We start from the raw sequence: 23,060 nt of genomic DNA, 5'->3' as shown, positions 1-23,060 counted from the left end.
CTCAGCGGCAGCTGGTCAGCGTCGCGCGGTCCCGCAGTGCGATCTCGCGCGCCGCGGCGTACTTGGGACCGGCGGGTTCCAGCGGGTCGTTCGTCAGGCCCCAGTAGCCGTACCGGTCCCAGGAGGAGGTCAGGCTGAAGTGCATGAAGAGGTCGTTGCCGCACCCGAACCACTGTGCCAGCTCGTTGCGCACCAGCGCGCCCATCTTCACGTCCCGGTTGGCGGCGATCTTGGTCGTCGCGTTGGCCGGGTTCTGGCGCAGGTCCGGCCCGCCTTCGTAGGCGATGCTCTTGAGCCCGTAGAAGTCCGCCAGCGCCTTGTGTGACGCGCCGCTGTTGAGGCCACCGCGGTACGCCTTGCGCACGAACGCGCCGTTCTCCAAAGCGCCTGCGGCGAAGTAGGGCTCGTTCTCGGAGTTCAGCGAAGACTGCAGGCTCTGCAGGATCTGCTCCTGGCTCGCCCACTCCGAGCTGGCCAGTTGCTCGGACAGATAGAAGTAGGGGGCGGTCGCGACCGCATAGAACTTCGACGACGGCTGGCCGCGGTAGGTGGCGATGTTCTTGAGGACCTGCTCGGCAATGCCGGGGCTGGCGAACTGGGTTGCGTAGACCACCCGCACCCGATTGTTCATCGCCGCCGCGCCGAACACGTCCGCGAAGATGTCGCTGATCTGGACCACGCGCTTGCCGATGCGGTTGTAGCCCGCGTGGTACTTGTTGCATTCGCCGACGTTGGCATTGAACAGCTCCCGGGTGCACAACCGGCCGTTGGTCAGCGTGCGGTCGCCTTCGACCGCTTCGCGCACGGCGGCTTCCAGGTTCTCCGTGGCCTGGGGGAAGATGAAGTTCCACAGCTCGTTGCTGTACTCCACGTAGACGACGCGGCCAGGGGCGAGGTCGCGCCGCAGCAGCAGGGCCAGCTGGCGAACATAGGTGTCATTCGCTCCCGAGGGGATGTTGATCCAGATGTCCTTGTCGAATTCGTTGGCGATCTGGATGGCGTACTCGATGGCCCCGCCCTTGCGCGATGCCTGGGTGGCGGAGGCCGGCGTGGTGCGCTCGCCCCAGCCGCGCACCGGATTGTCGTTGGTGCGCAGGAAGTCCATCAGGCGCAGCACGCCGAAGGGCTGCATGGCTTCCCGGAACTCGTTGGTGAACGTCTCCGTCGCCCCGTAACCGGGACGGCGCAGCGAAACGTTCTTCACGCCGCCGCGCGTGTTGCGGAAGGTCAGCATGATCGCGTCCGCACCCGCGCCGACGACGACGTCCGCCGTGGATCGGTTGGCGGCCGCGTCATAGCGGTAGCCCCTGACCGTGACGTTGACCGAGGTCGTGGCGACCGTGGCGCGCCCCTTGAACTTGAGCTTGTAGACACCGCGGGTCAGGTAGCGATAGGCCTTGCGCTCGTCGCCCGGCTCGAAGGTCCGGACGTTGACGATCACGCCGGCGTCCCCGGTGGGCCAGCCCAGCGCGTCCACCTCTGCGCGTTCCTCCCACGGGGCGTCCACGGTGCCCCAGGGCCGCGCCGTCTTCATCAGGTCCACGAAGGGCTGCAGGCGGGCCCAGTCATACAGGCCTTCCAGGTTCACCCCGACCGGCGCCCGGCCCGATGCGGCAGCCAACGTCGGCGCACGCAGCAGGGCGGCGCGTTGGGCCCGCTCCTGTTCTTCGGCGGGCTCCAGGTCTTCCTCCGCTGCGGCCGCTGCCGGGTCGGCAGCTGCACCGTCCACCGCGTCCGGGGCTTGCTGTGCAGCCATCGCTGCCTTGGGCGCGTTCGCTGCCTTGGCGGCATCAGCGGCCTGCGCGACTTCGGTTTCGCCCCCACCGCCGCATCCGGCCAGCAGTCCGAGCAGGAGAGCCGATGCGAACGCTGCCTTGCGTGCCCAGTCGAGCTGATTGCGGGAAAAACTTAGCCCGACGTTTCGATTCAGTTCCATGTAGCAGTGGAGCCGTCCTGTAGGACGCGGCCTTCTGTTGAAGTAGGGGCGCATCATACGAAGCGATACGGACGAGGCAACCCTTCTGCAACCTCGCGCTACACAACTCACAAGGTCGAGCCTGGATCCGATGCTCGATCGAAGAAAAATTCACGGGATGTGGTGGCGATCCGTCAACCACAAGGGGCCGTCGGGCGGCGGACTACATGGCCACGGGCAGTTGTCCGACGCGTTTTGGGCGCGCCGGGCCAAAATCTTCGGGTTCTCCCTGTCCTCGAGGGCCGTCGAAGGCCCCGGAGACCTGTTTGCGCGTTTGCCTCTACCTTGGCGCCGCGTCGGCCGGTGGGACCGGTATTGCGGGACGGCGCTCAGTGACTTGACCGTCCGCGTCGAGGTGCGGACCGTCCCACTGGTGCGCGAAGCCGAACAGGCCGAAGGCCCCGGCGAACAGCACGAGCGACAGCAGTTCGCCGCGCACGGACAGCAAGCCCAGGCGCGGCTGGAACAGCAGGAGTCCGGCGAAGCTTCCTGCCAGCTGGCCCAGCGCGACGCCCCACATGGCGCCGGTGGTGCCGTAGAGCCGGTAGCCGATGACGATGGCCACCAGGATGCCGAACAGCCGGATGGCTTGTTCGGCGGCCATGAGGTTCGGGCGACCGAGCAGCAGGTACATGTAGGGGACGACGGAGTAGCGGGCTCCCACCAGCGTGATCGCAAGGATGCGCAGGAACTCGCCCGCCTGCAGGTAGCGGTCGTCGTAGAGGATGCGGACGACGTCCGGCCCGAACCAGAAGAGGAAGGCCGCCACCAGCAGGCAGAACGCGTCGGTGGGGATGCGTGAGCGGTGATAGGTGCGTGCCAGGCCGCCACTGTCACGCTCATAGGCGCGCGTGATGGCGGGAAACGTGACGCGGCTGGAAATCCGCGAGACGACGTCCGATACGGCGCCGGCGAGGAGGGCGGCGATCGCGAACTGCCCCATGGTGTGCGAGCCCAGCAGCCACGCCAGGATGAGCTTGTCGAGGTTGGCGGCCAGGAAGGTCAGCGCCGACGACACGATGATCCAGTTGCTGATGCTGACGACCTCGCGCGCCACCGGCATCGAGATGAACAGCCGGTTGTGGATGCCGCGTGGCAGCAGGTGGCTGGCCGCCACCTTGACGGCGCCGGCGACGATGGCGCCCACCAGCAGGACGTAGACGGTCGGATGCACGAACGCGATGGCCGCCATCGCAACGACGCCGGCGACCTGGCTTCCCAGTTCGATCAGGACCACCGGGCGCAGCAGCATCTCCTTTTCCGCGGTCGCCAGCTTGGTGGATTCGAGCCCCCAGAGCACGCCGCTGAGCGACAGGCCGGCGATCAGGTAGGGAAGCACGGGGCTTCCGTAGGTGCTGCCGACTCGCGTGTAGCCCGCGCTTTGCGCCAGGCCGAGGCCGAGTGCGATGAGCACCATGAGTCCGGCCACCAGCAAGCCCTGCAGCACCTGCATGGTCCAGACCGTGTTGATGAACTCCGGATCCGCGGCCCGGTTGCTGCGCACGATCACTTGCCGCAAGCCGAGATCGGAGAACATCACGACGCCGATCGACACCACCGTCGCCACTGCCATGACGCCGAACGATTCCGGCGCCAGCAGGCGGGTGAGCACCAGGTTGCCCAGCAGCCGCAGCACCTGACTGGAACCATGGCCGACGAGGGTCCACAGACCCGCGTTCATGGCTGCTTTCAGGATGCTTGGCTGTTGCATAACCTGCTATTCTGTTGCATACCTCGCTATTCTCAACGCCGCGCTTGGCCCAGCCTCTCGTCGTTGATAGTCCTTTCGCCCTAGCCCGGCCTCTCCGCGTTCGTGTCAGAAACCCACCGCGCCGTCATCGTCCTCCTGATCCTCGGCCTGGTGGCCTGGCGCCTCGCGCGCCCCCTCGGATCGGAACAGCTCCCCGGCGCCCATGGGTTGCGGCGGGGATTGTGGTTCGCACTCACGATCATCGCATTCGCCCTGGGTGACTTCTGGGTGTTTTCAATGCTGGCGCTCGGCCTGCTCATCTGGGCGAGGTCGCGCGACGTCAACCTGCCGGCATTGTTCCTGGCTCTTCTGTTCGTCGTGCCGCCGTCCCGGCTGGACATCCCGGGTTTCGGCCTCATCAACTTCTTCTTCAGCCTGAGCTTCCCGCGCCTGCTGTCGCTGGTGCTGTTGCTGCCGCTGTTCCTGCGGCTGGTGCGCCAGCAGCGCGCGCCGCAGCGGGGCCTGCCGCGCCTGGCGGACCTGTTGTTCATGGGATACCTCGCTGTCGAACTGGTGCTGCTGGCTCGCGAGGACTCGGTAACCTCCGCGGCCCGGGGCGCCTTCTACGTCTTCATCGACCTGTTCCTGCCGTATTACGTCTTCAGCCGGGCGTTCGACAACCTGGCAAAGATCCGGGACGCCATGGCTTCGCTGGTCATCGCGGGTGTGGTGTTGTCATTGGTCGGCCTGTTCGAAGCCGCCCGCTACTGGCTGCTGTATGCCAGCCTGGTGCAAAGCTGGGGGTCGCCCGAACAGTTGCTGTACCTCGACCGCAGCGGCTTGCTGCGGGGGATGGGCAGCACCGGGCATGCGATCGCGCTCGGCTACCTGCTGGCGGTCTGCCTGCTGCTCTACCTGCCGCTGCGCGAACGGATGCGGCCCGGCTGGCAGGCGAACGCCTTGCTGCTGTTGCTGTGCGGCGGTCTTTTTTCGGCGCTGTCGCGCGGGCCCTGGGTCGCCACCGCGATCGGCTTGCTGTTCTACGTGGCCCTGGGGCCGCGCCCGGTGCGCAACGTCTCGCTGTTCGCCGGCGGCGGGGCGGCGGCAGCCGTGGTCGCGTCGCTGCTGCCGGGCGGTGGCTTCATCATCAACCTGCTGCCCTTCGTCGGAACCGTCGAGACGTCGAACATCGACTACCGGCAAAAGCTGGTCGAAAACTCCTGGAAGCTGATCTGGGAGAACCCGGTGTTCGGGTCGACCGACTACATCGAGCGGCTCGCGGCGATGGGCATGGTCCAGGGGCAGGGCATCGTCGACATCGTCAATACCTATTTGCAGATCGCACTGCAAAGCGGCTTCGTGGGGCTGACCTTCTTTGCCGGCGTGCTGCTGGCGGCCCTGCTGTCCGCACTGGCCGCGCGCAAGCAGGCCGTGCGGGCCAAGCAGGAGGACGCGGTGGCCCTGGGGCGTTCGCTGGCCGCTGCGCAGGTGACGGTGATGATCACCATCTTCAGCGTCAGCAGCATCGTGGTGATCCCGTGGGTCTTCTGGTGCCTCGCGGGGATGCTGGTGGGCTACGCGCGCGTCGTCCAGGCGTCAACGCGCGCCGAGCGCACCGCGCAACCGGCTTTGCGGTTCGCCTGAGCCGGCCGCGGCCGGCGCTGACTAGCCCGCGTGGGTGGTGGGGCCGCGCCGCCGCGTCGCGAACTCGCGCGCCACCAGCACGAAGAAATACAGGTCGCGCGTGTAGCGCCCGATGAGCCGGCGCGGCTCCTGCGACAGCCGATAGGCCCATTCCAGGCCCGTGCGGCGCATCCATTGGGGAGCGCGCTGGACGGTGCCGGCGCAGAAGTCGATCGCCGCCCCGACACCCAGGAACACGCCCTTGTCGAACTGGGACAGGTGCTTGTCGATCCAGACTTCCTGCTTCGGCGATCCCAGACAGACGAAGATCAGGTCCGCGTCGCTGGCCCGGATGGCCTGCACGATCTCGGCGTTCTGCTGGGGGTCATGCTCGAAACCGAGCGGAGGGCAGAGCGTGCCGGTGATCCGCAGGCCGGGATAGGCCTTGACCAGGTTGGCCGCCGCCCGCTGAGCTACACCCGGCATGCCACCGAGCAGGAACACCTTCAGGCGCCGCTGGGCCGCGATGCCGCACAGCACGGGCATCAGGTCGGAGCCGGTGACCCGTTCCTTCAGCGGCGTCCCCAGAAGGCGCGAGGCCCAGACGACCGGCATGCCGTCCGGCACCACCAGGTCGGCGCGGGAATAGGCCGCCCTCAGCGCGGCATCTTCTTCCAGGTTCACGACCTGGTCCGCGTTCGGGGTGACGACGAAAGAGGGGGTGGGACGGACGGACAGCCGCACCACCTCTTGAACCGCTTCCTCGAAACCGTGGCGGTGGATCAGCGCGTGACCCAGCGCAAATCGACCGGATGCCGCCATGGACCATCTCCCTGTGATTGAACTTGAGTCATGGTATGGCTGACAACGAAATGTCGATTGGTCCCATTGGGCCATCCGCGTGTAGGCCGACGCCTCGATTCGCGTGAAGGGCGGCCGATCCCCCCGTGAAACGGGTCCTTGGGCGCTATCCTTCGTTGTGGCTCATGCAGTCATACCCAGCCGTGCCCGTCCTCCCTGCGCCTGAGCTTGGAGACCCGGCACGCCACAGGAGATTCAACGGTGTTGCGAAGCGAGGATGAAAGCCAAGTCATGATCGAAGCCCTGCCCACCCGGCCGGCGAGCGCGGGGATGCGCGTCGTCGACGTGCTTCTCGTGAGCTTCAATTCGGCTCATTTGATCGACGATCTGCGCAAGACGCTCGAACAGGCCGAACGCGAAGGCTTCACCATGCGCGTGCTGGCCGTGGACAACGCGTCCTCGGACGGCTCCGGGGACAAGCTGCGCAGCGCCCTGCGCTGCGAGGTGTTCATCCAGAACACGCAGAACGTCGGCTTCGGGCGCGCCAACAACCAGCTGCTGGAGCACGTGCGATCTGATTACGTGCTGCTGCTGAACACCGACGCATTCATGTCGCCCGGCACCATCGGCAAGTCCCTGGCCTATATGGACGCGCATCCGCGCTGCGGCATCCTCGGCGTGCGCCTGACAGACGCGGACGGCAGCTTGCAGCCGTCGCGCCGGTCCTTCCCGACGCCGCTGACCACCTTCCTGCGGCGCACCGGACTGCAGCGGGTGCTGCCGGTGCGCGGCGCGCGGCTCGACAGCGAGGAAGACCATGCGCAGGAGGCCGAATGCGACTGGATCACCGGTTGCTATTACCTGGTGCGGCGCGCGGTGCTGGACGAGATCGGGCTGTTCGACCCGCGCTTCTTCCTGTATTGCGAAGAGGTGGACCATTGCCGGCGCGCGCGCGACGCCGGCTGGAGCGTCGCGTACCTGCCTTCGGCCAGCGTCGTCCACCTGGGCGGCGAGAGCGCCAAGTCGGTCTCGGCGCTGTCGCGCGAGCGGCAGATCTCCGCGATCCAGACCGAGAGCGAGTTGCTGTACACGCGCAAGCATTTCGGCCTGGCCGGCGTCTGGGCGCACCTGGCGCTGACATTGCTCGGCGACACCATCCTGGCGCTCAAGGACTTGTTGAAGGGCGCCGCGGCGTCCGCGTGGCAGCAGTTCCGCTGCAGCCGCGTCACTTTCCAGCTGGCGCGGAGCACCAGGCTCGGCAGCCGGCCCACCCGGTAGGCCGCCATGAATCCGCGTATCGGCGTAGTCGTCATCGGGCGCAACGAGGGAGAGCGCCTGCGCGTCTGCCTCGCCGCCATTCCATTCGAAGCCTGCCAGGTCGTCTATGTCGATTCCGGTTCGACCGACGGGTCGGTGGAGCTGGCGAGGCGGTTCGGCGCCCACTGCGTCGCGCTGGACATGGCGCAGCCGTTCACGGCCGCCCGGGCCCGCAACGCCGGCGTGCGCGCGCTGCTCGAGCTGCTCCCGGCGGTGGAGTTCGTGCAGTTCCTCGATGGCGACTGCGAACTGCAGCCGCAGTGGCTGGCCGAAGGGATCGCTTTCCTCCTGCAGAACCCGCAAGTCGCCGTCACCTGCGGCCGCCTGCGGGAGCGCGACCCCGAGCGCTCGGTGTTCAACCGCCTTTGCGACTGGGAGTGGGAGGCGCCGCCGGGGGATTCGAAGGCCTGCGGCGGTAACGCGCTGATGCGCCTGTCCGCCTTCCAGCAGGCCCATGGCTTTCGCGAGCAACTGATCGCCGGCGAGGAGCCCGAGCTGTGCGTGCGCCTGCGCCGCGCCGGCTGGCGGGTGCACCGCCTGGCCGCGGAGATGGCGCTGCACGATGCGGCCATGACGCGCTTTACCCAATGGTGGCGGCGCACCATGCGGGGCGGCTTCGCGTTCGCCGAGGGCGCGTGGCTGCACGGCATGGAAAGCGAGCGCCACTGGGTGCCCGAGACATTGCGCGCGGTGTTCTACGGCGGGGTGCTGCCGCTCGCCATCGCGCTGCTGTCCGTCCTGGCCAGCCCGTGGTTCCTGCTGCTGCTGCTGGTGTACCCGGCCCAGGTGCTGCGCCTGGCCCGCCAGCGCGGCGGATACACGCGCGCCTTCTACCTGGTCCTGGCCCGGTTTCCCGAGTTCGTGGGAGTGCTCAAGTTCGTCCGCACGCTGCTGGGGTCGGGTCCGGCGCGACTGATCGAACACAGATGATGCGCGTCGCCTACCTCATCAACCAGTACCCGAAGGTCAGCCACAGCTTCATCCGCCGGGAGATCCTCGCGCTGGAGGCCTTGGGCACCAGCGTGCTGCGCGTCGCTTCGCGCGGCTGGAACGATGCCGTGGTGGACCCCGCCGACGAGGCCGAACGCGGGAAGACGAAGTACCTGCTGCAACATGGCGGCCCGCTGCTGGCCGCGTCGCTGCGCGTGTTCCTCGATTCACCGCGGCTGTTCCTGCAGGCGGCCCGCTGCGCCATCGGCATGGCGCGGATGTCGCCGCGGCCCTGGCCGGTGCACCTGGCCTACCTGTTGCAGGCATGCCTGCTGCGCGAACTCGCACGCCGCGAAGGCGTGGCGCACGTGCATGCGCACTTCGGCACCAATGGCGCGGAAGTGGCGATGCTCTGCGCCCGGCTCGGAGGTCCGCCTTTTTCCTTCACCGTCCACGGACCCGAGGAATTCGACATGCCCGGCGGCCTGCACCTGGGCGAGAAGGTCCAGGCGGCGGCATTCGTGGCGGCGATCAGCTCGTTCGGGCGCAGCCAGCTTTATCGCTGGATTCCGCACGCGCAGTGGCCCAAGGTGCAGGTCGTGCGCTGCGGGGTGGATGAAGCGTTCACACAGGCCCCGCACTCGACCGCCCCCAACTCGCGCATGGTGGTGTGCGTCGGCCGGCTGTGCGAGCAGAAGGGGCAGATGCTGCTGCTGTCCGCCGCGCGCGAGATGGCCCAGCGCGGCGAGGACTTCGAGCTGGTGCTGGCCGGCGACGGTGAAATGCGCCCGGAGCTGGAGCGGCTGATCGACGCCTACGAATTGCGCGGCCGGGTCCGCATCACCGGATGGGTGAGTGGCGAGCAGGTGCGCTCGCTGCTGCTGCAGGCGCGGGCCCTGGTCCTGCCCAGTTTTGCCGAAGGGTTGCCCGTCGTGATCATGGAGGCGATGGCGCTGGGGCGTCCGGTCGTCACCACCAGCATCGCCGGCATCCCGGAACTGGTTCGCGATGGCAAGGAGGGGTGGCTGGTGCCGGCCGGGGACTGTGGCGCGCTGGTGCATGCGTGGACGGAGCTGATGCGCGCCGACGCTTCGCAGCTGGAGGCGATGGGCAGCAGCGCGCGCGAGCGCGTGACCAGGCGGCACTCGGCGGCCGGCGGAGCCCGCAAGTTGTTGCAGCTGTTCGAGGGGACCGCATGAGTGCCATCTTCTTGGCCGTCGGCGGCGCGTGGATCCTGTTGGTCAGCCTGCTGGTGATCGCGCTGCTGGTGCAGGTGCTGGCGGGCTGGCGCTACCGGCCGCCGGCGCCGGTGCGGCGTGACGCCGCGCTTCCCTCCTATGCCGTCCTGATGCCCGCACACAATGAAGAGGGCACCATCGGGGCGCCCATCGCCGCCGTCCTGGCGCAACTCGCTCCCGGTGGCCGGCTGCTCGTGGTGGCGGACAACTGCTCCGACGCCACCGCCGACGAGGCGCGGGCCGCCGGCGCCGAAGTCGTGGAGCGGCAGGACCCGGTGCGCGGCAAAGGCCATGCACTGGCCTTCGGCGTCGCCCACCTGGCGGCGAACCCGCCGCAGGTCGTGCTGGTCATCGACGCCGACACCACCCCCGCTGCCGGAGCGCTGAACGTGCTCGCCTCGACGGCGTTCGAGACGCAGCGGCCGGTGCAGGCGCTCAACCTGATGCTGGCGCCCGAGGGCAGTTCGCTGCGCATCCGCATGGCGGCCTTCGCCTGGGCGATGCACAACCAGGTGCGGCCGTTCGGCATGCACCGGCTGGGGTTGCCCTGCCAGCTGATGGGAACGGGCATGGGGTTCCCTTGGTCCTGCGTCGCCGGCAATGCGTTTGCAAGCGGCCACCTGGCGGAGGACCAGCAGCTCGGATTGAAGCTGGCCGCCGCCGGACAGCCCCCGCTGCTGTGCCCCGGCGCACTGGTCGAAAGCTGGTTTCCGCAGGAGAATTCGGCGCTGGACAGCCAGAAGAAGCGCTGGGAACACGGACACCTGTCGCTGGTGACGGCCGTTCCGCCCTTGCTGTGGCGGGCATTGCGCACGCGCAACGGGGCGGCCTTCGCGCTGGCGGTGGACCTGTGCATCCCGCCGCTCGCGCTGCTCGCCCTCCTGGTGTTGGTCGCATGCGGCTTCGGCGCCTGGTTGGCCGGCGCCGGCTGGCAGGGCAACCTCGCCGCGGCGCTGTCGGCGCTGGCGTTCCTGGCCTTCGCGGTGTCCGTGCTGCTCGCGTGGTACAGCGTCGGGCGGCGCTGGGTGCGCCTGTCGGAGCTGGCGACGGCGCCAATGTATGTGCTGAAGAAGATCCCCCTGTACGCCGGTTTCGTGTTCAAGCGCCAGAAGGAGTGGGTGCGCACGAGCCGGCAGCGGTAAGCCATCCCCTCGAACAGAAGAAGAATGCAAGAGAAGATCCTCAAGCCGGCGGTCATCCAGCGGCGCAGCAGCATCACGGACCTCCAGGCCATGCTCGATGGCATGGTCGTCATCGGCCTTTGCTACCTGCTGATCACGTACCACATCGGCGCGCTGACGGCGCACTACACGGTGTTCGTCTTCCTGCTGCTGTGCGCGCTGGGCCTCGTCTACAACGCGTTCGGCATCTACCGCAAGAACATGACGTTCACGCGCAAGGCCCTGGACCTGTTCCAGGCCTGGACACTGACCTTCTGCATCCTGATCGCGCTGGGGTTCCTGACCAAGCAGACCGAGACCTTTTCGCGCTTGCTGCTCGGGGAGTTGTTCGTGGCGGGCTACGCCTGCCAGGCCGCGCTGCACTTCCTGGTGCGCATCTCCTTCAAGGAAATGCTGCGTCATTCGGCGGAGCTGGACCGGGTGATCGTCGTCGGCACCGGCCGCGTCGCGGCGTACCTGGACCAGCGCATCCAGCGCAGCGACTGGCTCGGGCAGACGGTGGTCGGGCTGGTGAGCCTGCCGCCAGCGGAGGGCGGACCCGAACCGGACCGCGAGACTTTCGGCCCGGGGTCGCCCATCCTCGGCCGGCTCGACCAACTGGTGGAGCTGATCGACCGGCACCAGGTGCGCACCGTCTATTTCGCCATCCCGCTGAATGCCTCGAATGTCATCGAGAGCCTCTACTTCCAGCTGCTGGACAAGCACGTCGCGGTCCACTGGGTGCCGGACATCTTCTCGCTGCCGCTGGTGAACCACTCGGTCAGCTCGATCGCGGGCGTCCCGGTGCTGACGCTCTCGGAAACCCCGCTGATCGGCATCCGGCGCCTGTTGAAGACCGCCGAGGACATCGTCCTGTCCATGGTGCTGCTGGTCCTGCTGGCCCCGATCCTGCTGACCATCGCCATCGCGGTGAAGCTCGACAGTCCCGGCCCCGTGTTCTTCCGCCAGGCCCGGCTCGGCTGGGGCGGCAAGCGCTTCTACATCTGGAAGTTCCGCAGCATGTACGTGCACGACGACCATGGTGTCGTGGTGCAGGCCTCCAAGAACGACCCGCGCGTGACCAGGGTAGGCGCTTTCCTGCGCCGCACCAGCCTGGATGAGCTACCGCAGATCTTCAACGTGATCCGGGGGGAAATGTCCCTCGTGGGGCCGCGGCCGCACGCCGTGCAGCATGACCTGGAATATGCGCAGCAGATCGCGCATTACTTCGCGCGCCACAAGATCAAGCCCGGCATTACCGGGCTGGCGCAGGTGCGCGGTTACCGGGGCGAGACGCGCGACCTCGGCATGATGATGCTGCGGGTGGAGAGCGACATCGAATACATCAACAACTGGTCGCTGTGGAGCGACCTGGCGATCCTGGTGCGGACCACGCGGGCTTTGTCGGGCAAGAACGCATACTAGGGTGCGGCGGCTGACGACACCTGATAGCACCATCGGCCCATTGTGGCGAACCGTGATGAGCCTTACTCTGCATCCTATACAAGAGTATTGGGAGTCCCACAATGAATACCGCACGCCTCGCTGTCATGGGTGCTGCCGCGATGCTGGCCTGCGCCGGCTTCGCCCATGCAGCCACCGGCCCCGTCTCCCTGGTGGCAGCGCAGCCGTCCGGCGCGTCGATCCAGGTCGTCGGCCCGCGCAACGCGCACATCGTCGCCGTGTCCGACATCGCCGGCCCGTCCGCACGCTCCACCTGGAGCGACGCCCCCAGCCAGCGCGAATCCATCTACAGTACGGTGCTCAACTCCGGCCGGCAGACGGACGCGGCCGAGAAGACGCCCGAGGCGCCTCTCCCCGGCGCGCTCTGGTTGTTCGCATCTGCGTTGCTCGCGTTCCTCGGGATCTCGGCGCGGCGCAGGTTTTAAAACCGGCCGCGGCGCTTCGGCCCGCGGCACTGCATTGATGGATTCCATGATCTCTCGCTGCGCCTCTTTCCTGTTCCTCTTCCTCGTCGCCTGCACCACGTGGGCGCAATCCGCTACCCAGACTTATGCCTTGCGGCACGGCGACCGCATGCAGATCTCCGTGTGGAAGGAAGAAGCCCTCAACCGCGAAGTGCGCGTGCTGCCGGACGGCAGCATCAGCTTTCCCCTGGTGGGACGCATCCAGGTGGCCGGCAGCTCTGCAGTGGAAGTCGAGCAACGCATCCGGGACGGCCTGAAGCGATACATCCCGGAGGCCGTCGTCACGGTCGTCGTGCTCGCCACCGAGGGCAACAGCGTGTACGTGCTCGGCAAGGTGCTCAAGCCCGGGCCGGTGCCGCTGACCAGCGGGGACACCACGGTGCTGCAGGTGCTGAGCCAGGCCGGCGGCCTGGACCGGTTCGCGGACTCCGATTCGATCGTGGTGCTGCGCAAGTCCGGATCGGACGGGCGCGAGGAAACCCTGCGCGTACGCTACCGCGACTTGCTCAAGGGCAAGGCGCTCGACTCCAACGTGGTGATGCGCCCCGGCGACACGGTGATGGTGCCTTGAGCGTGCCGAGCCGAGCAGCCCCGGTCGCGCGTTGCGTTGCCCGCGGGCTCCTGCTCGCGGCGGGCGCGGTGGGAATGACGGGCGCCGGCGCACAGACGAGGTGGATCGCCTCGTTGACCGCCCCGGCGGAGATCGAGTACGACTCCAATCCTTCGATGTCCACTGGGCCGGCCGCCGGAACGACCTTTTTCCGCCTGACCCCGGTTCTCACCGCACGGCACGTGCGGGATGCCGATGAATTCGGTGTGGACACCCAGCTGACGCTGGAGAAGAGCAGCAACCAGGACGTCGCGGAAGACCGCGTCGATCCGCGGCTGCGCGCCTTCTGGAAGCATGCCGACCCGCTGAACACGACCGAAGTTGCCCTGGTGTACGACGTCAGCGCCGTGCGCGACCTCGGCCTGACGCAGCAGGTTCCGGTGGGCAGCGACGGATCGCGCACATTGCTGGGCCTGGCCGCCAGCTGGTCGCGCGACCTCGATCCGCGCACCACCATGCTGGCGGAGTTCGCCCAGGACTTCGAGAATTTCACCGATGCACAGACGGCCGATTTCAGCCGCACCAGCGCGGCGCTGCGGTTCACGCGCGCCCTCAGCGAGCGGCAAAGCTGGTATGCGGTCCTGAACGGCCAGGCTTACCGCTCCGAAGCCAGTACGGGTGCGGTTCCCGATCCCACGGCCGGCCTGCGCTCCACGGTGGTCGGCGCACTGTTCGGCGTCGACCATGCATTCAGCCCGGAGTTCCGCGTGGACGCGAGCGCCGGACCCGCGCGTTACATCGAACCGGTCAACCGGAACGGCTGGCAAGCCAACTTCAAGGCGGAATACACGGCGGAACGCTGGTTTGCCGGACTGGAACTGCTGCGTGCCCCGGTCGTGAACGCCCAGTTCGGCGGACTCGTCATGTCCGACACAATGCGGGTGCGAGTGCGCTACGATCTCGGGCCCCAGCAGAGGTTGGAGCTGGAAGCCGGCCATGTCAGGGAAACCGCGTCACGCAGCAAGCGCAGCCTGGCCACTGTCGCCTGGGTGCGTCAATGGAACGAGTCGTGGCAAGTGTCCCTGAAGGCTTCCACCCAGCGGCAGGAAGGGCCCGAAGGCACGGCGCTGAGCAACCGGATCGGGGTGGTGTTCCTCTACACAGCGCCGGACCTCTGAAATCGACATGAACGACTATCAACTGACGCTGTCCGACTACCTGGCGATCGCCCAGCGCCGCGCGTGGATGATCGCGGGCACGTTCGCGGCTGCCCTGGCCGTGGGCGTCGCGGTGTCGCTGCTCATCCCCCCTGTCTATCGCTCCGCCGGCTCGATCCTGATCGAGTCGCAGCAGATCCCGTCGGACCTCGTCCCGGCCGCCATCACCACCTACGCCGACGAGCGCATCGAAGTCATCAAGCAAAGAGTGATGACGCGCGAGAACCTGCTGCGCGTCATCGGCCGGCACGGCCTCTTCGCGGATGCCGGGCCGGGCTTCACGCCGTCCGAGCAGGTCGATGTCATGCGCAAGACCATCGCGGTCGAACTGGTGCAGGCCAACCTGGACCCGAACCGTTCGGGGCCCGCCACGATCTCCTTCAGCATCGCGTTCGAGCACCGCCGCCCGGAGGTGGCCCAGGCCGTCGCCATGGACCTCGTCAACCTGTTCATCGACGAGAACGTCAAGGTGCGCACGCAGCGCGCGGCGCAGGCCACCGAGTTCCTGACGCAGGAGACGGACAAGCTGAAGAAGGAGGTCGACGCCATCGAGGCGCAGATCGCCAAGTACAAGCAGCAGCACGCCGGCGCGTTGCCGGAGAACGTCGCCCTCGGGATGGCGACGATGCAGCGGCTCGAAGCAGACTTGCGCCAGGTGGAGCGCGACCATGCAGGCGCCGAGGAAGCGCTGCGCACCCTCGAGGGGGAACGGGCCGCGGCATTGGCCGAGCCGCCGCCGGTCAACGCCACGCCGGCGGACCCGAACCAGGCCGAACTGCGCGCGGCGCGGCTGGAACTCGCCCGGCTCGCCGGAACTTACACCGACAGCCACCCGGACCTGCGGGCCGCCCGCCGCAAGGTCGAGGCGCTCGAACGCGCGGCCGCCGCGGACGCGGCCGCTTCGCCTGCGGCGCCCAGGCGCTCGAACGCGGCCGTCGCTGCCGCACGCTTCGACGGCCGTGCCAACGCGCTGCGCGAGCGGGCGCGGGTGCTGGCCAGCCAGAAGGCGGCCCTGCGCCAGCGCTTGTCCGAAATGGACGCATCGCTGGTGCGGTCCCCGCAGATCGAGCGCGAGTTGTCCGCGCTGACGCGCGACGCCCAGACTGCGCAAAAGAAGTACGAGGAAATGCTCGGCAAGAGGATGACGGCGCAAGTCGCCGAGAACCTCGAGGGCGGCCAGAAGGCGGAGCGCTTCACGGTGCTCGACGCGCCGACGCTGCCGGACAACCCGATCAGGCCGAACCGCAAGAAGCTGCTGGCCATGAGCTTCATCCTCGCCGTTGCTGCCGCCGCCGCGGCCGTGGCGCTGCTGGAGGCCATGCGGGGAACCGTCCGTGGGATCGGCCAGATCCGGGCCATCTGGGGCCAGGAACCCCTGGTTGCCGTTCCGGTCATCCCCGTCCCCGGCGAGGCGGCCAACCACAGGAAGCGCATGCTGGTGCTGTCCAGCAGCGCCGTCTTGGTGGCGTGCCTGATCCTGGGGCTCGTGCACTTCCTCTTCGTGCCGCTCGACCTGCTGGTCATGAAGGCCATCACGCGGATGGGTTGATAACATGGAACGCATCAAACTCGCCATCGAACGCGCGCGTGCACAGGCAGGCACCGCGCAACCGCAACCCTCGCCAGCGTGGGAGCCACGCACCATCGACCTGCCGCCGCTGCCGCGGCGAACCGTCGATGCCGTGCCCATCAACCTGTTGCCGCTGGATCCGTTCCACCTCGAGCAGCACCGGATCGTCGGCCTCGACCAGAACAATCCGCTGCGCCAGTCGTTCGACCTGTTGCGCACGCAAGTCCTGCAGAAGATGCAGGAACATGGCTGGCGCACCGTCGCCATCACCTCACCGTCCATGGCGTCGGGAAAGACGGTGGTGTCGATCAACCTTGCCATGAGCATCGCGCACCATCCGTCGAAGACGGCGCTGCTCGTGGACTTCGACTTGCGCCGTCCGAGCGTGGCGACGTACCTGGGCTTGCCGGCCGGGAATTCGCTCAACGAAGTGCTCACCGGCGAGGCCCCGCTGGACAGCGCGATCCTGCACGTCGGCATTCCCGGCTTCCAGGTCCTGGCCACGCAACGCAGGGTGATGGGCGCGGCCGATGTCCTGGCCTCGGACCGCGTCAGCCACTTGATCAACGGACTGCGCGACGAGTCCCCGGATCGCATCGTCGTGATCGACCTGCCGCCGGTCACCGCGGTGGACGACGTGATAGCGGTGCTGCCGCGGGTGGACTGCGTGCTCGTGGTCATAGGCAGCGGCAGCAGCACCACCCGCGAGATCGAGGAAGCCAAGCGCCATCTTTCGCGCTTCAACGTGCTGGGCGTGGCGGTGAACATGGCGCCGCTGTCGCAGGCGCACATCGGCTACTACTGATCGTCCCGGCGGCGCGCAGGCCGCCGTGCCGCATCAGGCCTGCTCGCCCCGCAGGATGCCGAACTCCCTGCGGTCACGCAGCACTTCTTCGACCAGGTCCGGCCCGATGACCTGGGCTTCGGCGGAAAATCCGTAGACCAGCACCAGGTCGCACAGGATGTTGATGCTGCGCGGCACGCCCTTGGCCGCCTGCGCGATCAGCGCGATCGCCTCGGGGGTCAACAGCTCCTGCTCGCGGCCGGCCACCTTGAGGCGGTGGCGGATGTACTGCGCCACTTCGGCGGCGTCGAGCGGCGGAATGTAGAAATCCACCCCGACGCGCTGCGCGAATTGCTGGAGATCGGGGCGATTGAGCAATGTCTGCAACTGGGGTTGGCCGACCAGCACCACCTGCAGGAGCTGGTCCTTGTCGGCATTGATGTTCGACAGCATGCGCAGCGACTCGAGCGCGGCGGGCTGCAGGTTCTGCGCCTCGTCGACCACCAGCACGACGCGCCGGCCCGACGCGTATTCGGCCAGCAGGAATTGCTGGAAGCGGTCGTAGCGCTCCACCTGGCTGGCCGCCTGGTAGGGCTGCCCGAAGGCCAGCATGATCCATTCCAGCAGGTCGGCGATGTCCTCGTGCGTGTTGTAGACCAGGCCGACGGTGACCGACTGGTCCATCGAGGCCAGCAGCTTGCGCACCAGCGTGGTCTTGCCGCACCCGATGTCGCCGCAGATCACCGAGAAGCCCACGCGATTCTGGATGCCGTATTCCAATAGCGTGAAGGCAAGCCGGTGCCGCTTGCTCATGAAGAGGAAGTCCGGGTCCGGCTGAATGGAGAAAGGCTTCTCCCTCAGGCCATAGTAGGCTTCGTACATTCAGCGCTAGAGGGCGTGCGGCGTCCTGCGGGCATCGTCGGTCCTGATGAAGGACGCCATCTTCGGCCGTTCCATCGATCGGCCGCGCGGGTGCTCCTGGCGCGCCGGGCCAGCGGTGGGGCGGTCGGCGGCGCGGGTTTGCGCGGGGCGCTGCAGCTTGTCGAGGCTGCCGACGGCCTGCGCCCGGTTGAGCACATCCAGCTTCTTGTAGATGCGGCGCATGTGGTTTTTCACCGTGAAAGTGCTGAGGTTCAGGATCATAGCGATCTCTGAATTGGTCTTGCCCATGCGCACCCACTGCATCACTTCGAGTTCGCGCCCGCTCAGGGGCGTGACGTGCTCGCCCGGAACGTAGTCGTCCCAGGAGTCATCGACCTCCGGCACGTCGACCGTGGCGATTTCCTGGGGCGGGCGCCGCACGAACGGAACGTCGGAGAAGCAGCTGGCGATTCCGGCTGGTGGAATCTCGGCCGCCGGCAGTTGCTGGCCGCGGTCCGCGAGCTGCCGGAAGCCGGTGTCGATGAAGGGCAGGGCCATCCGGCACAGTTGCGAGCAGGTGGGGGTGGCGAGCTGTTCGGAGCCGATGAAGACATAGATGCAGTCGTAGCGGCTGCGGTGGTCCTGTACGCCGTGGACCAGCGCGTAAGGCGACTTGGCGAACAGGCCGCTGCCCACGCTGCGCAGCATGCGGGTGTCGATGGCCAGGGGCTCCTGGCCGCCGGCGAGCCAGTGATCGAATACCGTTTCCATCAGGGGCTCGATGATGTCCCTGGGCAGCGCGTGTTCGAGCAGTGCGGGGGTTTGCGTGATCACGTCGTAACCGACCACGCCGGACTTGAAGTCACCCCAGGCAGCGATCAGGATGTCGTGCGGCAGGAATTCCTGGATATCGACTTGCAGCCAGCGCGACCAGTCGGCCTGGCTGCGCGCAGACAGCGCCGCCTGGAGGAGCGCCATCAGCGAATCGGCTCGCTGGAAGCTCCATTGTTCCGCCGTCGAATTACTGCCCATTTCTGCAACCTCGATCATTTGATCCATCGTCATGCCGCTCCGGGATCGGAGTACGGATGAATCATATTTCACGGGGTGTCTGTAAAGGCCTCCGAACCGCTGCGTCACGCCCCGCGCCGACGCCTGCACGAGCCTCAGTCCGACGGGTTGCACGAATTTGCGTCGAAGGATGTGCCTGCCGATGACCCCCGGATGCATAACACACGTCGATGAAGCGCCCACTTCACATCGGTGACGCCGCGCAATGTTGCGTGTAATCGGCGGTGAACGCGTGAACAAATCCGGGCTCCGCGCCCACGTTTTGCACACCGCGAACGGTGACCGGTCGCACAGGTCGTCCGTCAGCGGCGTAGGACTTGAACTACGAGAGAGATATCCACTGCCGCGTCGCATGCAGCCCACGATCGGCCCCGGGCAGGGCGTCGATTGCGCTTCACGCGGCCCATGTCAAGCGCCCAAATGCGAAATGCCCGCCGAAGCGGGCATTCAGGCAAGCGCCGGAAGCCTTACTTCTTGGCTTCTTCCTTCTTGGCGTCGGCCTTGACTTCGGCCTTCTGCTGCTTGGCATCGGCTGCCACGACGGCCTTGGTCTTCGTCGCGTTGGCGGCGTTGACCTTGCTGTCGGCCTTGGCGGTGGCCGCGGCCTTTTCTGCGTCCTTCTGGGTGGTGGCGGCCTTCTTGGCAGCCTTGGCATCGGTCGCGGCCTTGGTCTTTTCCGCAGTCGCGGTGGTCTTGGCTGCCTTGGACTCTGCCTTGGCTTCCGTCTTCATTTCGGTCTTGGCAGCAGCCGAAGCGCCGGCCATGGGCGCGCCCGCGTGAGACGCGGCAAACGACGATGCGGCGAAGAAGGTGGCGGCCAGGAAGGCAAGAAGCTTGGTCATGATGTGATCTCTCGTTGTGAATCGAAATGAGTAGCCGGACAGCCGTCTCCCTGCCCCAACGCGGCAGGTAGCTCATCCGTTGACGGCGGCCACCTCGGCCCGCGGGAGTGTCAGGGTTGCGTCAGGCTGGAGCGGGGACCCGTTGCGCAGTCACGCCGGCAGCACGGCTGGATCGAAGAAGCGAAGCTTGCCTGCGCGCGGCAGCGCCTTGAGCTTCAGTTCCGCCCGCAGTGCGTCCCCTCTCGTGGGGTACTGGCGGGCTGCCAGCACCCGCACCGGCGGCCGCGCGCGCGTGAACCTGGCGCCCCGGCCGAAGACATGCAGGAAGAACCGCTGTTCCACGTCGAGTGCGATCCCGGCGTAGTACACACCGCCTTCGCACTCGAGGAGGTAAAGCCAATAGGGTTCCGGTGGCGCCGATCTCACGGGCCTGGAGCGGCACGGAGCCACTTTTCCAGCTTGGTTCCGTCCACGCCATCGCTGTACCGTCCCCGCGTGACCGCGACCTCGTGGTAACCCAGTTCGTTATAGAACGTCCGCGCGGCCACATTGTCCCGCCTCGCTTCGACGCGGATGCGCGTGCATCCCGCGACCTGCGCCGATCCTTCCAGCCAGCGCAGCAGCGATCGGCCGATGCCTGTCCGTTGCCTCGTTTCGCGGACGGCAAGCAGCGCCAGGTAGGCGTCTGCTTCGAGATACTCCATGATGCCGAAGGCGACGAGCGCTCCGTCCATCCGGACGACCGCGACGTTGGTGTCGGGATCGCGAATGGCGTTTCGTACCCTGGCGGGCCGCCAGCTCCAGGGCAGGCCGTGTTCGATGAGTTCGCGCGACATCGCCGCGATGTCGTCGGCATCGTCAGGCACGGCCAGGCGGACGGGTGGATCGGAGGTCAAGGCGGAAACGACCGTACCGGCCTCCAAGGTCTCGGCTGCAGTACGGTCCGTCGGCCCCTACTTGGCAAAGGTGGAAACGAGCGGCTTGTGCTGCGGTGCCACCGGCACGGCCTGAGGCGCAGAGGGTGTCGCGGCGCTCCTTTGGGGTTGCCCATCTCCCGGAAGGTGCGTGAAGCGGTAGATGCCCGCAGCCGCGAGGACTGCAAAGACGATCATGTACCGCTTCTCGGTCTTCTGGTTGCCGGCGAACAGCGCCAGAAGCGCGCAGCCCACGATTCCCGCAACCAGCAACTTCAGGTCCAGCGTGAGTGAATTGAAGAAATCCATGTTGGCCAGATAGAGCGAAAGACTTCACTTTAGGCGAAGCCCCCCGCCTGCGGCCAGCCGGTATCAATTGTTGCCCCAGAGCGTTGCTGGATGGCAGCATTTGTGGATCCTCGCCCCGGTCAGCCGCCCACCCCCTCGACAGCGGCAGCGGTCCTACACTGGCCCCCTGCACTCCACGCAAGGATTGGTCATGACTCGCTTGCTGCGCCGTCACTTGCTTGGCTCCTCCCTGGCCGCAATGCTCGCGGCCTGCGCGGCTCCGCCTCCACCGCAGGCGACCGTGCAGGTCTTTGCCGCCGTGGCGCAGCTGCCGCCAGAAGCCACGTACCGCCACGAGCGCTTGCCGTCGCAGGCCGGCCGGCCCGACCAGTCGGCGACGGAAGCTGCCGCGGACACGGCGCTCGCCCGCGCGGGACTGCGGCGCGACGACGCCAATCCGCGCCTGGCCGTCGAGGTGGCGGTGAGCCAGCATGCGGTGGGGTATGGGCCCGCGTGGGGCATCCCGTCCTGGGTGAACGTGGGCGTAGGCGGCGGCAGCTGGGGCGGTGGCGGCGTCGGGATCGGGCTCAGCTTTCCCGTCGGCGGCACCCCTGCCTATCCGTCGCAGCGCGTCGACGTGCTGCTGCGCGACCTGGCCAGCGGGCAGGTCCTGTTCCAGTCGCAGGCCACCAGCAACTCGGGTGCGAGCGCCGCGAGCCTGGTGGAGGCATCGCTGCGCAACTTCCCGAACGCGCAGCCCGGCACGTGGGTGGTGCCGCTGTAGCTGTCGACCTGGCAGCGCGGAGGCCCGTGGCGCTCAGGGGGCCGGCAGGCCCTTCAACAACTTGTCGAGGGTGATCGGGTAGTCGCGCACGCGCACGCCGGTCGCGTTGTAGATCGCATTGGCGACGGCCGCTGCAGCTTGCCCCATTCCTGCGTCAGGCCGACGCCGGAGAGGACCACCAGGCGCTGGCCTGCGGGGTGCGTATGCCAGGCCGAACGCGCGCCCGGCTCGAAGGTGACCCAGGCGCCGGAGGTCCTGCGCGACGGCGGCGCCGGCAGCGGCGATGACGACGGAAGCGCACGCGGTCGTCATGGAGCGGAGATGGGTCATGAGCGGGATCCTTGAATCGCTTGCAGCGGTGCTCGGATGTTCGGGCCTGCGAGGCCTCGGATCAAGGCGTGCCGGTCGATGGGGCCTATGGCACTGGCGGAGTTAGCTGCGGCTCGAATGACCGAGACGGGCACGAAAGGGCTTTCCACAAAGGTCGGCAGGGTGACGGAAGCGGCTCACGATTTCCGAGGATTTCGAAAATTCACACTGAGGAGAGAGGTGGCTCATTGCTGTGCTGACCTTCTTGAACATCCGACCTAAGAATTTGGCTTAAGACGTTTCCCCTAGCTCGCTGGAGCAGCGCATGCCGTCAATTCAGGGTGACGATGTAATTCGACCTTAGTAGGTGCATGATCTGCCCGCTCAGAGAATGAGATGGGACGGCAATGGCGACGGCGGCACAGATCCACCGCACATGCCGACTTCAAGGGGTTGGCATGGAACACGCCGAGCATGCACTTGAACGGATCACGGTTTTGCTGGCGATTGCGGTCCGTCTCTACCGCGAGGGATTGACTGCGGCGCTCAATGCGCAACATGGCATGCAGGTGCATGCGACAAGTGGTCCACCGGACAATGTACTTGCTGCCGCGTGCGCCCTGCAGGCGCATGTGGTGGTCGTTGATGTCTCCGTTGCGGGTGCTCTCGATCTGATGCGGGAGCTGCGGACGTCGAGGCCGGAAGGACGGATCCTTGCCTTCGCCGTCGGCGAAGAGGTCGACACACTGCTGGCGTACGCCGATGCCGGCGCCGACGGTTTCTTCGACTCGAACGGATCGCTGCGCGAGCTTGTCGACGCTATCGTGCAAGCGGCCGGGGGCGGACTGCCATGCCCGCCGCGCGTGGCAGCGCAACTGCTCCGCCACGCGGTGCACCGCGCCGCGCACCCCGTGCAGCACAGGTCCGCCGGCATTCTCACCAGCCGTGAGCAACAGGTGTTCGATCTGGTCAGGCAGGGCCGCTCCAACAAGGAGATCGCCTCCGCGCTGCACATCGCCGAAGCGACCGTCAAGAACCACGTGCACCACGTGCTGGCAAAGATGCACGTGACCACGCGCGGCAAGGCTGCGGCAGTGCCCGAGTCGCGCGCGCGGGACTGAATCCTTCGATCCGGATCCCTCGGCGGACCCGGCCCGGGCCGCATATGAATCCTTTTTGAACATTCGGGCGGATTCCGTCCGCACCGG

At 67.3% G+C, this 23,060-nt stretch carries 22 protein-coding genes and 1 pseudogene; 13 read left to right on the top strand and 10 right to left on the bottom strand.

Going from position 1 to position 23,060, the window contains the following annotated elements; translation table 11 throughout:
- Position 1: 1 nt before the first annotated feature.
- On the bottom strand, positions 2–1,936 hold the full coding sequence (locus WG902_RS09880) for a hypothetical protein (protein WP_340059863.1): 1,935 nt from the start codon (positions 1,934–1,936) through the stop codon (positions 2–4).
- Between the two features lie 319 nt (positions 1,937–2,255).
- Positions 2,256–3,686 (bottom strand): oligosaccharide flippase family protein, encoded by a 1,431-nt coding sequence (locus WG902_RS09875; RefSeq protein WP_340059862.1) that lies wholly within the window; start codon positions 3,684–3,686, stop codon positions 2,256–2,258.
- A 102-nt stretch (positions 3,687–3,788) separates the two neighbouring features.
- Here WG902_RS09875 and WG902_RS09870 point away from each other — a divergent pair, with 102 nt between their 5' ends.
- Complete coding sequence (locus tag WG902_RS09870) at positions 3,789–5,309, top strand: O-antigen ligase family protein (protein WP_340059861.1); 1,521 nt, start codon at positions 3,789–3,791, stop codon at positions 5,307–5,309.
- A 21-nt stretch (positions 5,310–5,330) separates the two neighbouring features.
- Here the strand turns inward: WG902_RS09870 and WG902_RS09865 are convergent, their stop codons facing one another.
- Positions 5,331–6,110 (bottom strand): WecB/TagA/CpsF family glycosyltransferase, encoded by a 780-nt coding sequence (locus tag WG902_RS09865; protein ID WP_340059860.1) that lies wholly within the window; start codon positions 6,108–6,110, stop codon positions 5,331–5,333.
- Between the two features lie 270 nt (positions 6,111–6,380).
- Here WG902_RS09865 and WG902_RS09860 point away from each other — a divergent pair, with 270 nt between their 5' ends.
- The 10 genes from WG902_RS09860 (at position 6,381) to WG902_RS09815 (ending at position 16,804) form a co-directional block, all read left to right on the top strand.
- On the top strand, positions 6,381–7,367 hold the full coding sequence (locus WG902_RS09860) for a glycosyltransferase family 2 protein (RefSeq protein ID WP_340059859.1): 987 nt from the start codon (positions 6,381–6,383) through the stop codon (positions 7,365–7,367).
- A 6-nt stretch (positions 7,368–7,373) separates the two neighbouring features.
- Positions 7,374–8,336, top strand: a complete 963-nt coding sequence (locus WG902_RS09855) for a glycosyltransferase (RefSeq protein WP_340059858.1) — start codon at positions 7,374–7,376, stop codon at positions 8,334–8,336.
- Entirely contained in the window at positions 8,336–9,535 is a 1,200-nt protein-coding gene (locus tag WG902_RS09850) for a glycosyltransferase family 4 protein (RefSeq protein ID WP_445263679.1), read from the top strand. The genes WG902_RS09855 and WG902_RS09850 overlap by 1 nt, the downstream gene beginning before the upstream one ends.
- Positions 9,532–10,716, top strand: coding sequence for a glycosyltransferase family 2 protein (locus WG902_RS09845; protein ID WP_340059855.1), 1,185 nt, complete (start codon positions 9,532–9,534; stop codon positions 10,714–10,716). The genes WG902_RS09850 and WG902_RS09845 overlap by 4 nt, the downstream gene beginning before the upstream one ends.
- A 24-nt stretch (positions 10,717–10,740) precedes the next feature.
- The gene (locus WG902_RS09840) at positions 10,741–12,159 is read left to right on the top strand and encodes an undecaprenyl-phosphate glucose phosphotransferase (RefSeq protein ID WP_340059854.1); all 1,419 of its coding nucleotides are present in this window, start codon (positions 10,741–10,743) and stop codon (positions 12,157–12,159) included.
- A 101-nt stretch (positions 12,160–12,260) separates the two neighbouring features.
- Positions 12,261–12,623 (top strand): hypothetical protein, encoded by a 363-nt coding sequence (locus WG902_RS09835; RefSeq protein ID WP_340059853.1) that lies wholly within the window; start codon positions 12,261–12,263, stop codon positions 12,621–12,623.
- Positions 12,624–12,660: 37 nt separating this feature from the next.
- On the top strand, positions 12,661–13,233 hold the full coding sequence (locus WG902_RS09830; protein WP_340059852.1) for a polysaccharide biosynthesis/export family protein: 573 nt from the start codon (positions 12,661–12,663) through the stop codon (positions 13,231–13,233).
- A gap of 155 nt (positions 13,234–13,388) precedes the next feature.
- Complete coding sequence (locus tag WG902_RS09825; protein ID WP_340059851.1) at positions 13,389–14,390, top strand: hypothetical protein; 1,002 nt, start codon at positions 13,389–13,391, stop codon at positions 14,388–14,390.
- A 7-nt stretch (positions 14,391–14,397) separates the two neighbouring features.
- The gene (locus tag WG902_RS09820) at positions 14,398–15,978 is read left to right on the top strand and encodes a GumC family protein (protein WP_340059849.1); all 1,581 of its coding nucleotides are present in this window, start codon (positions 14,398–14,400) and stop codon (positions 15,976–15,978) included.
- 4 nt (positions 15,979–15,982) lie between these two features.
- On the top strand, positions 15,983–16,804 hold the full coding sequence (locus tag WG902_RS09815; protein ID WP_340059848.1) for a CpsD/CapB family tyrosine-protein kinase: 822 nt from the start codon (positions 15,983–15,985) through the stop codon (positions 16,802–16,804).
- Positions 16,805–16,837: 33 nt separating this feature from the next.
- Here the strand turns inward: WG902_RS09815 and WG902_RS09810 are convergent, their stop codons facing one another.
- The 6 genes from WG902_RS09810 to WG902_RS09785 form a co-directional block, all read right to left on the bottom strand.
- Entirely contained in the window at positions 16,838–17,665 is an 828-nt protein-coding gene (locus WG902_RS09810) for an ExeA family protein (RefSeq protein ID WP_340059847.1), read from the bottom strand.
- Between the two features lie 6 nt (positions 17,666–17,671).
- Positions 17,672–18,709, bottom strand: a complete 1,038-nt coding sequence (locus WG902_RS09805) for a LuxR C-terminal-related transcriptional regulator (RefSeq protein WP_340059846.1) — start codon at positions 18,707–18,709, stop codon at positions 17,672–17,674.
- Between the two features lie 473 nt (positions 18,710–19,182).
- Positions 19,183–19,557 (bottom strand): cell envelope biogenesis protein TolA, encoded by a 375-nt coding sequence (locus WG902_RS09800; protein ID WP_340059845.1) that lies wholly within the window; start codon positions 19,555–19,557, stop codon positions 19,183–19,185.
- Between the two features lie 150 nt (positions 19,558–19,707).
- Entirely contained in the window at positions 19,708–19,983 is a 276-nt protein-coding gene (locus WG902_RS09795) for a GIY-YIG nuclease family protein (protein ID WP_340059844.1), read from the bottom strand.
- Complete coding sequence (locus tag WG902_RS09790) at positions 19,980–20,453, bottom strand: GNAT family N-acetyltransferase (RefSeq protein ID WP_340059843.1); 474 nt, start codon at positions 20,451–20,453, stop codon at positions 19,980–19,982. Before WG902_RS09790 ends, WG902_RS09795 begins: the two co-directional genes overlap by 4 nt.
- A 57-nt stretch (positions 20,454–20,510) precedes the next feature.
- Complete coding sequence (locus WG902_RS09785) at positions 20,511–20,780, bottom strand: hypothetical protein (RefSeq protein ID WP_340059842.1); 270 nt, start codon at positions 20,778–20,780, stop codon at positions 20,511–20,513.
- 190 nt (positions 20,781–20,970) lie between these two features.
- Here WG902_RS09785 and WG902_RS09780 point away from each other — a divergent pair, with 190 nt between their 5' ends.
- Positions 20,971–21,543, top strand: coding sequence for a DUF4136 domain-containing protein (locus WG902_RS09780; RefSeq protein WP_340059841.1), 573 nt, complete (start codon positions 20,971–20,973; stop codon positions 21,541–21,543).
- A 137-nt stretch (positions 21,544–21,680) separates the two neighbouring features.
- On the opposite strand, the pseudogene WG902_RS09775 reads toward WG902_RS09780, so the two are convergent.
- Positions 21,681–21,794 (bottom strand): annotated as a pseudogene (locus tag WG902_RS09775) ((R)-mandelonitrile lyase); the annotation flags it as partial.
- Positions 21,795–22,310: 516 nt separating this feature from the next.
- Here WG902_RS09775 and WG902_RS09770 point away from each other — a divergent pair.
- Positions 22,311–22,973, top strand: a complete 663-nt coding sequence (locus WG902_RS09770; protein WP_340059840.1) for a response regulator transcription factor — start codon at positions 22,311–22,313, stop codon at positions 22,971–22,973.
- Positions 22,974–23,060: the final 87 nt, after the last annotated feature.

This window comes from Ramlibacter sp. PS3R-8, assembly GCF_037572435.1.
Classification (GTDB): Bacteria; Pseudomonadota; Gammaproteobacteria; order Burkholderiales; family Burkholderiaceae_C; genus Ramlibacter.
The sequence above is the reverse complement of the archived record's forward strand: the minus strand, read 5'-3'. Positions and strand labels throughout refer to the sequence as shown.

What these genes read in the sequence shown, in the direction of transcription:
- WG902_RS09835 (WP_340059853.1), top strand. Translation starts at nt 12,261, where the DNA reads ATGAATACCGCACGCCTCGCTGTCATGGGTGCTGCCGCGATGCTGGCC.
- WG902_RS09875 (WP_340059862.1), bottom strand. Translation starts at nt 3,686, where the DNA reads ATGCAACAGCCAAGCATCCTGAAAGCAGCCATGAACGCGGGTCTGTGG.
- WG902_RS09845 (WP_340059855.1), top strand. Translation starts at nt 9,532, where the DNA reads ATGAGTGCCATCTTCTTGGCCGTCGGCGGCGCGTGGATCCTGTTGGTC.
- WG902_RS09830 (WP_340059852.1), top strand. Translation starts at nt 12,661, where the DNA reads ATGGATTCCATGATCTCTCGCTGCGCCTCTTTCCTGTTCCTCTTCCTC.
- WG902_RS09770 (WP_340059840.1), top strand. Translation starts at nt 22,311, where the DNA reads ATGGAACACGCCGAGCATGCACTTGAACGGATCACGGTTTTGCTGGCG.
- WG902_RS09865 (WP_340059860.1), bottom strand. Translation starts at nt 6,110, where the DNA reads ATGGCGGCATCCGGTCGATTTGCGCTGGGTCACGCGCTGATCCACCGC.
- WG902_RS09850 (WP_445263679.1), top strand. Translation starts at nt 8,336, where the DNA reads ATGCGCGTCGCCTACCTCATCAACCAGTACCCGAAGGTCAGCCACAGC.
- WG902_RS09825 (WP_340059851.1), top strand. Translation starts at nt 13,389, where the DNA reads ATGTCCACTGGGCCGGCCGCCGGAACGACCTTTTTCCGCCTGACCCCG.
- WG902_RS09840 (WP_340059854.1), top strand. Translation starts at nt 10,741, where the DNA reads ATGCAAGAGAAGATCCTCAAGCCGGCGGTCATCCAGCGGCGCAGCAGC.
- WG902_RS09785 (WP_340059842.1), bottom strand. Translation starts at nt 20,780, where the DNA reads ATGGATTTCTTCAATTCACTCACGCTGGACCTGAAGTTGCTGGTTGCG.
- WG902_RS09855 (WP_340059858.1), top strand. Translation starts at nt 7,374, where the DNA reads ATGAATCCGCGTATCGGCGTAGTCGTCATCGGGCGCAACGAGGGAGAG.
- WG902_RS09880 (WP_340059863.1), bottom strand. Translation starts at nt 1,936, where the DNA reads ATGGAACTGAATCGAAACGTCGGGCTAAGTTTTTCCCGCAATCAGCTC.
- WG902_RS09805 (WP_340059846.1), bottom strand. Translation starts at nt 18,709, where the DNA reads ATGACGATGGATCAAATGATCGAGGTTGCAGAAATGGGCAGTAATTCG.
- WG902_RS09780 (WP_340059841.1), top strand. Translation starts at nt 20,971, where the DNA reads ATGACTCGCTTGCTGCGCCGTCACTTGCTTGGCTCCTCCCTGGCCGCA.
- WG902_RS09860 (WP_340059859.1), top strand. Translation starts at nt 6,381, where the DNA reads ATGATCGAAGCCCTGCCCACCCGGCCGGCGAGCGCGGGGATGCGCGTC.
- WG902_RS09810 (WP_340059847.1), bottom strand. Translation starts at nt 17,665, where the DNA reads ATGTACGAAGCCTACTATGGCCTGAGGGAGAAGCCTTTCTCCATTCAG.
- WG902_RS09820 (WP_340059849.1), top strand. Translation starts at nt 14,398, where the DNA reads ATGAACGACTATCAACTGACGCTGTCCGACTACCTGGCGATCGCCCAG.
- WG902_RS09815 (WP_340059848.1), top strand. Translation starts at nt 15,983, where the DNA reads ATGGAACGCATCAAACTCGCCATCGAACGCGCGCGTGCACAGGCAGGC.
- WG902_RS09800 (WP_340059845.1), bottom strand. Translation starts at nt 19,557, where the DNA reads ATGACCAAGCTTCTTGCCTTCCTGGCCGCCACCTTCTTCGCCGCATCG.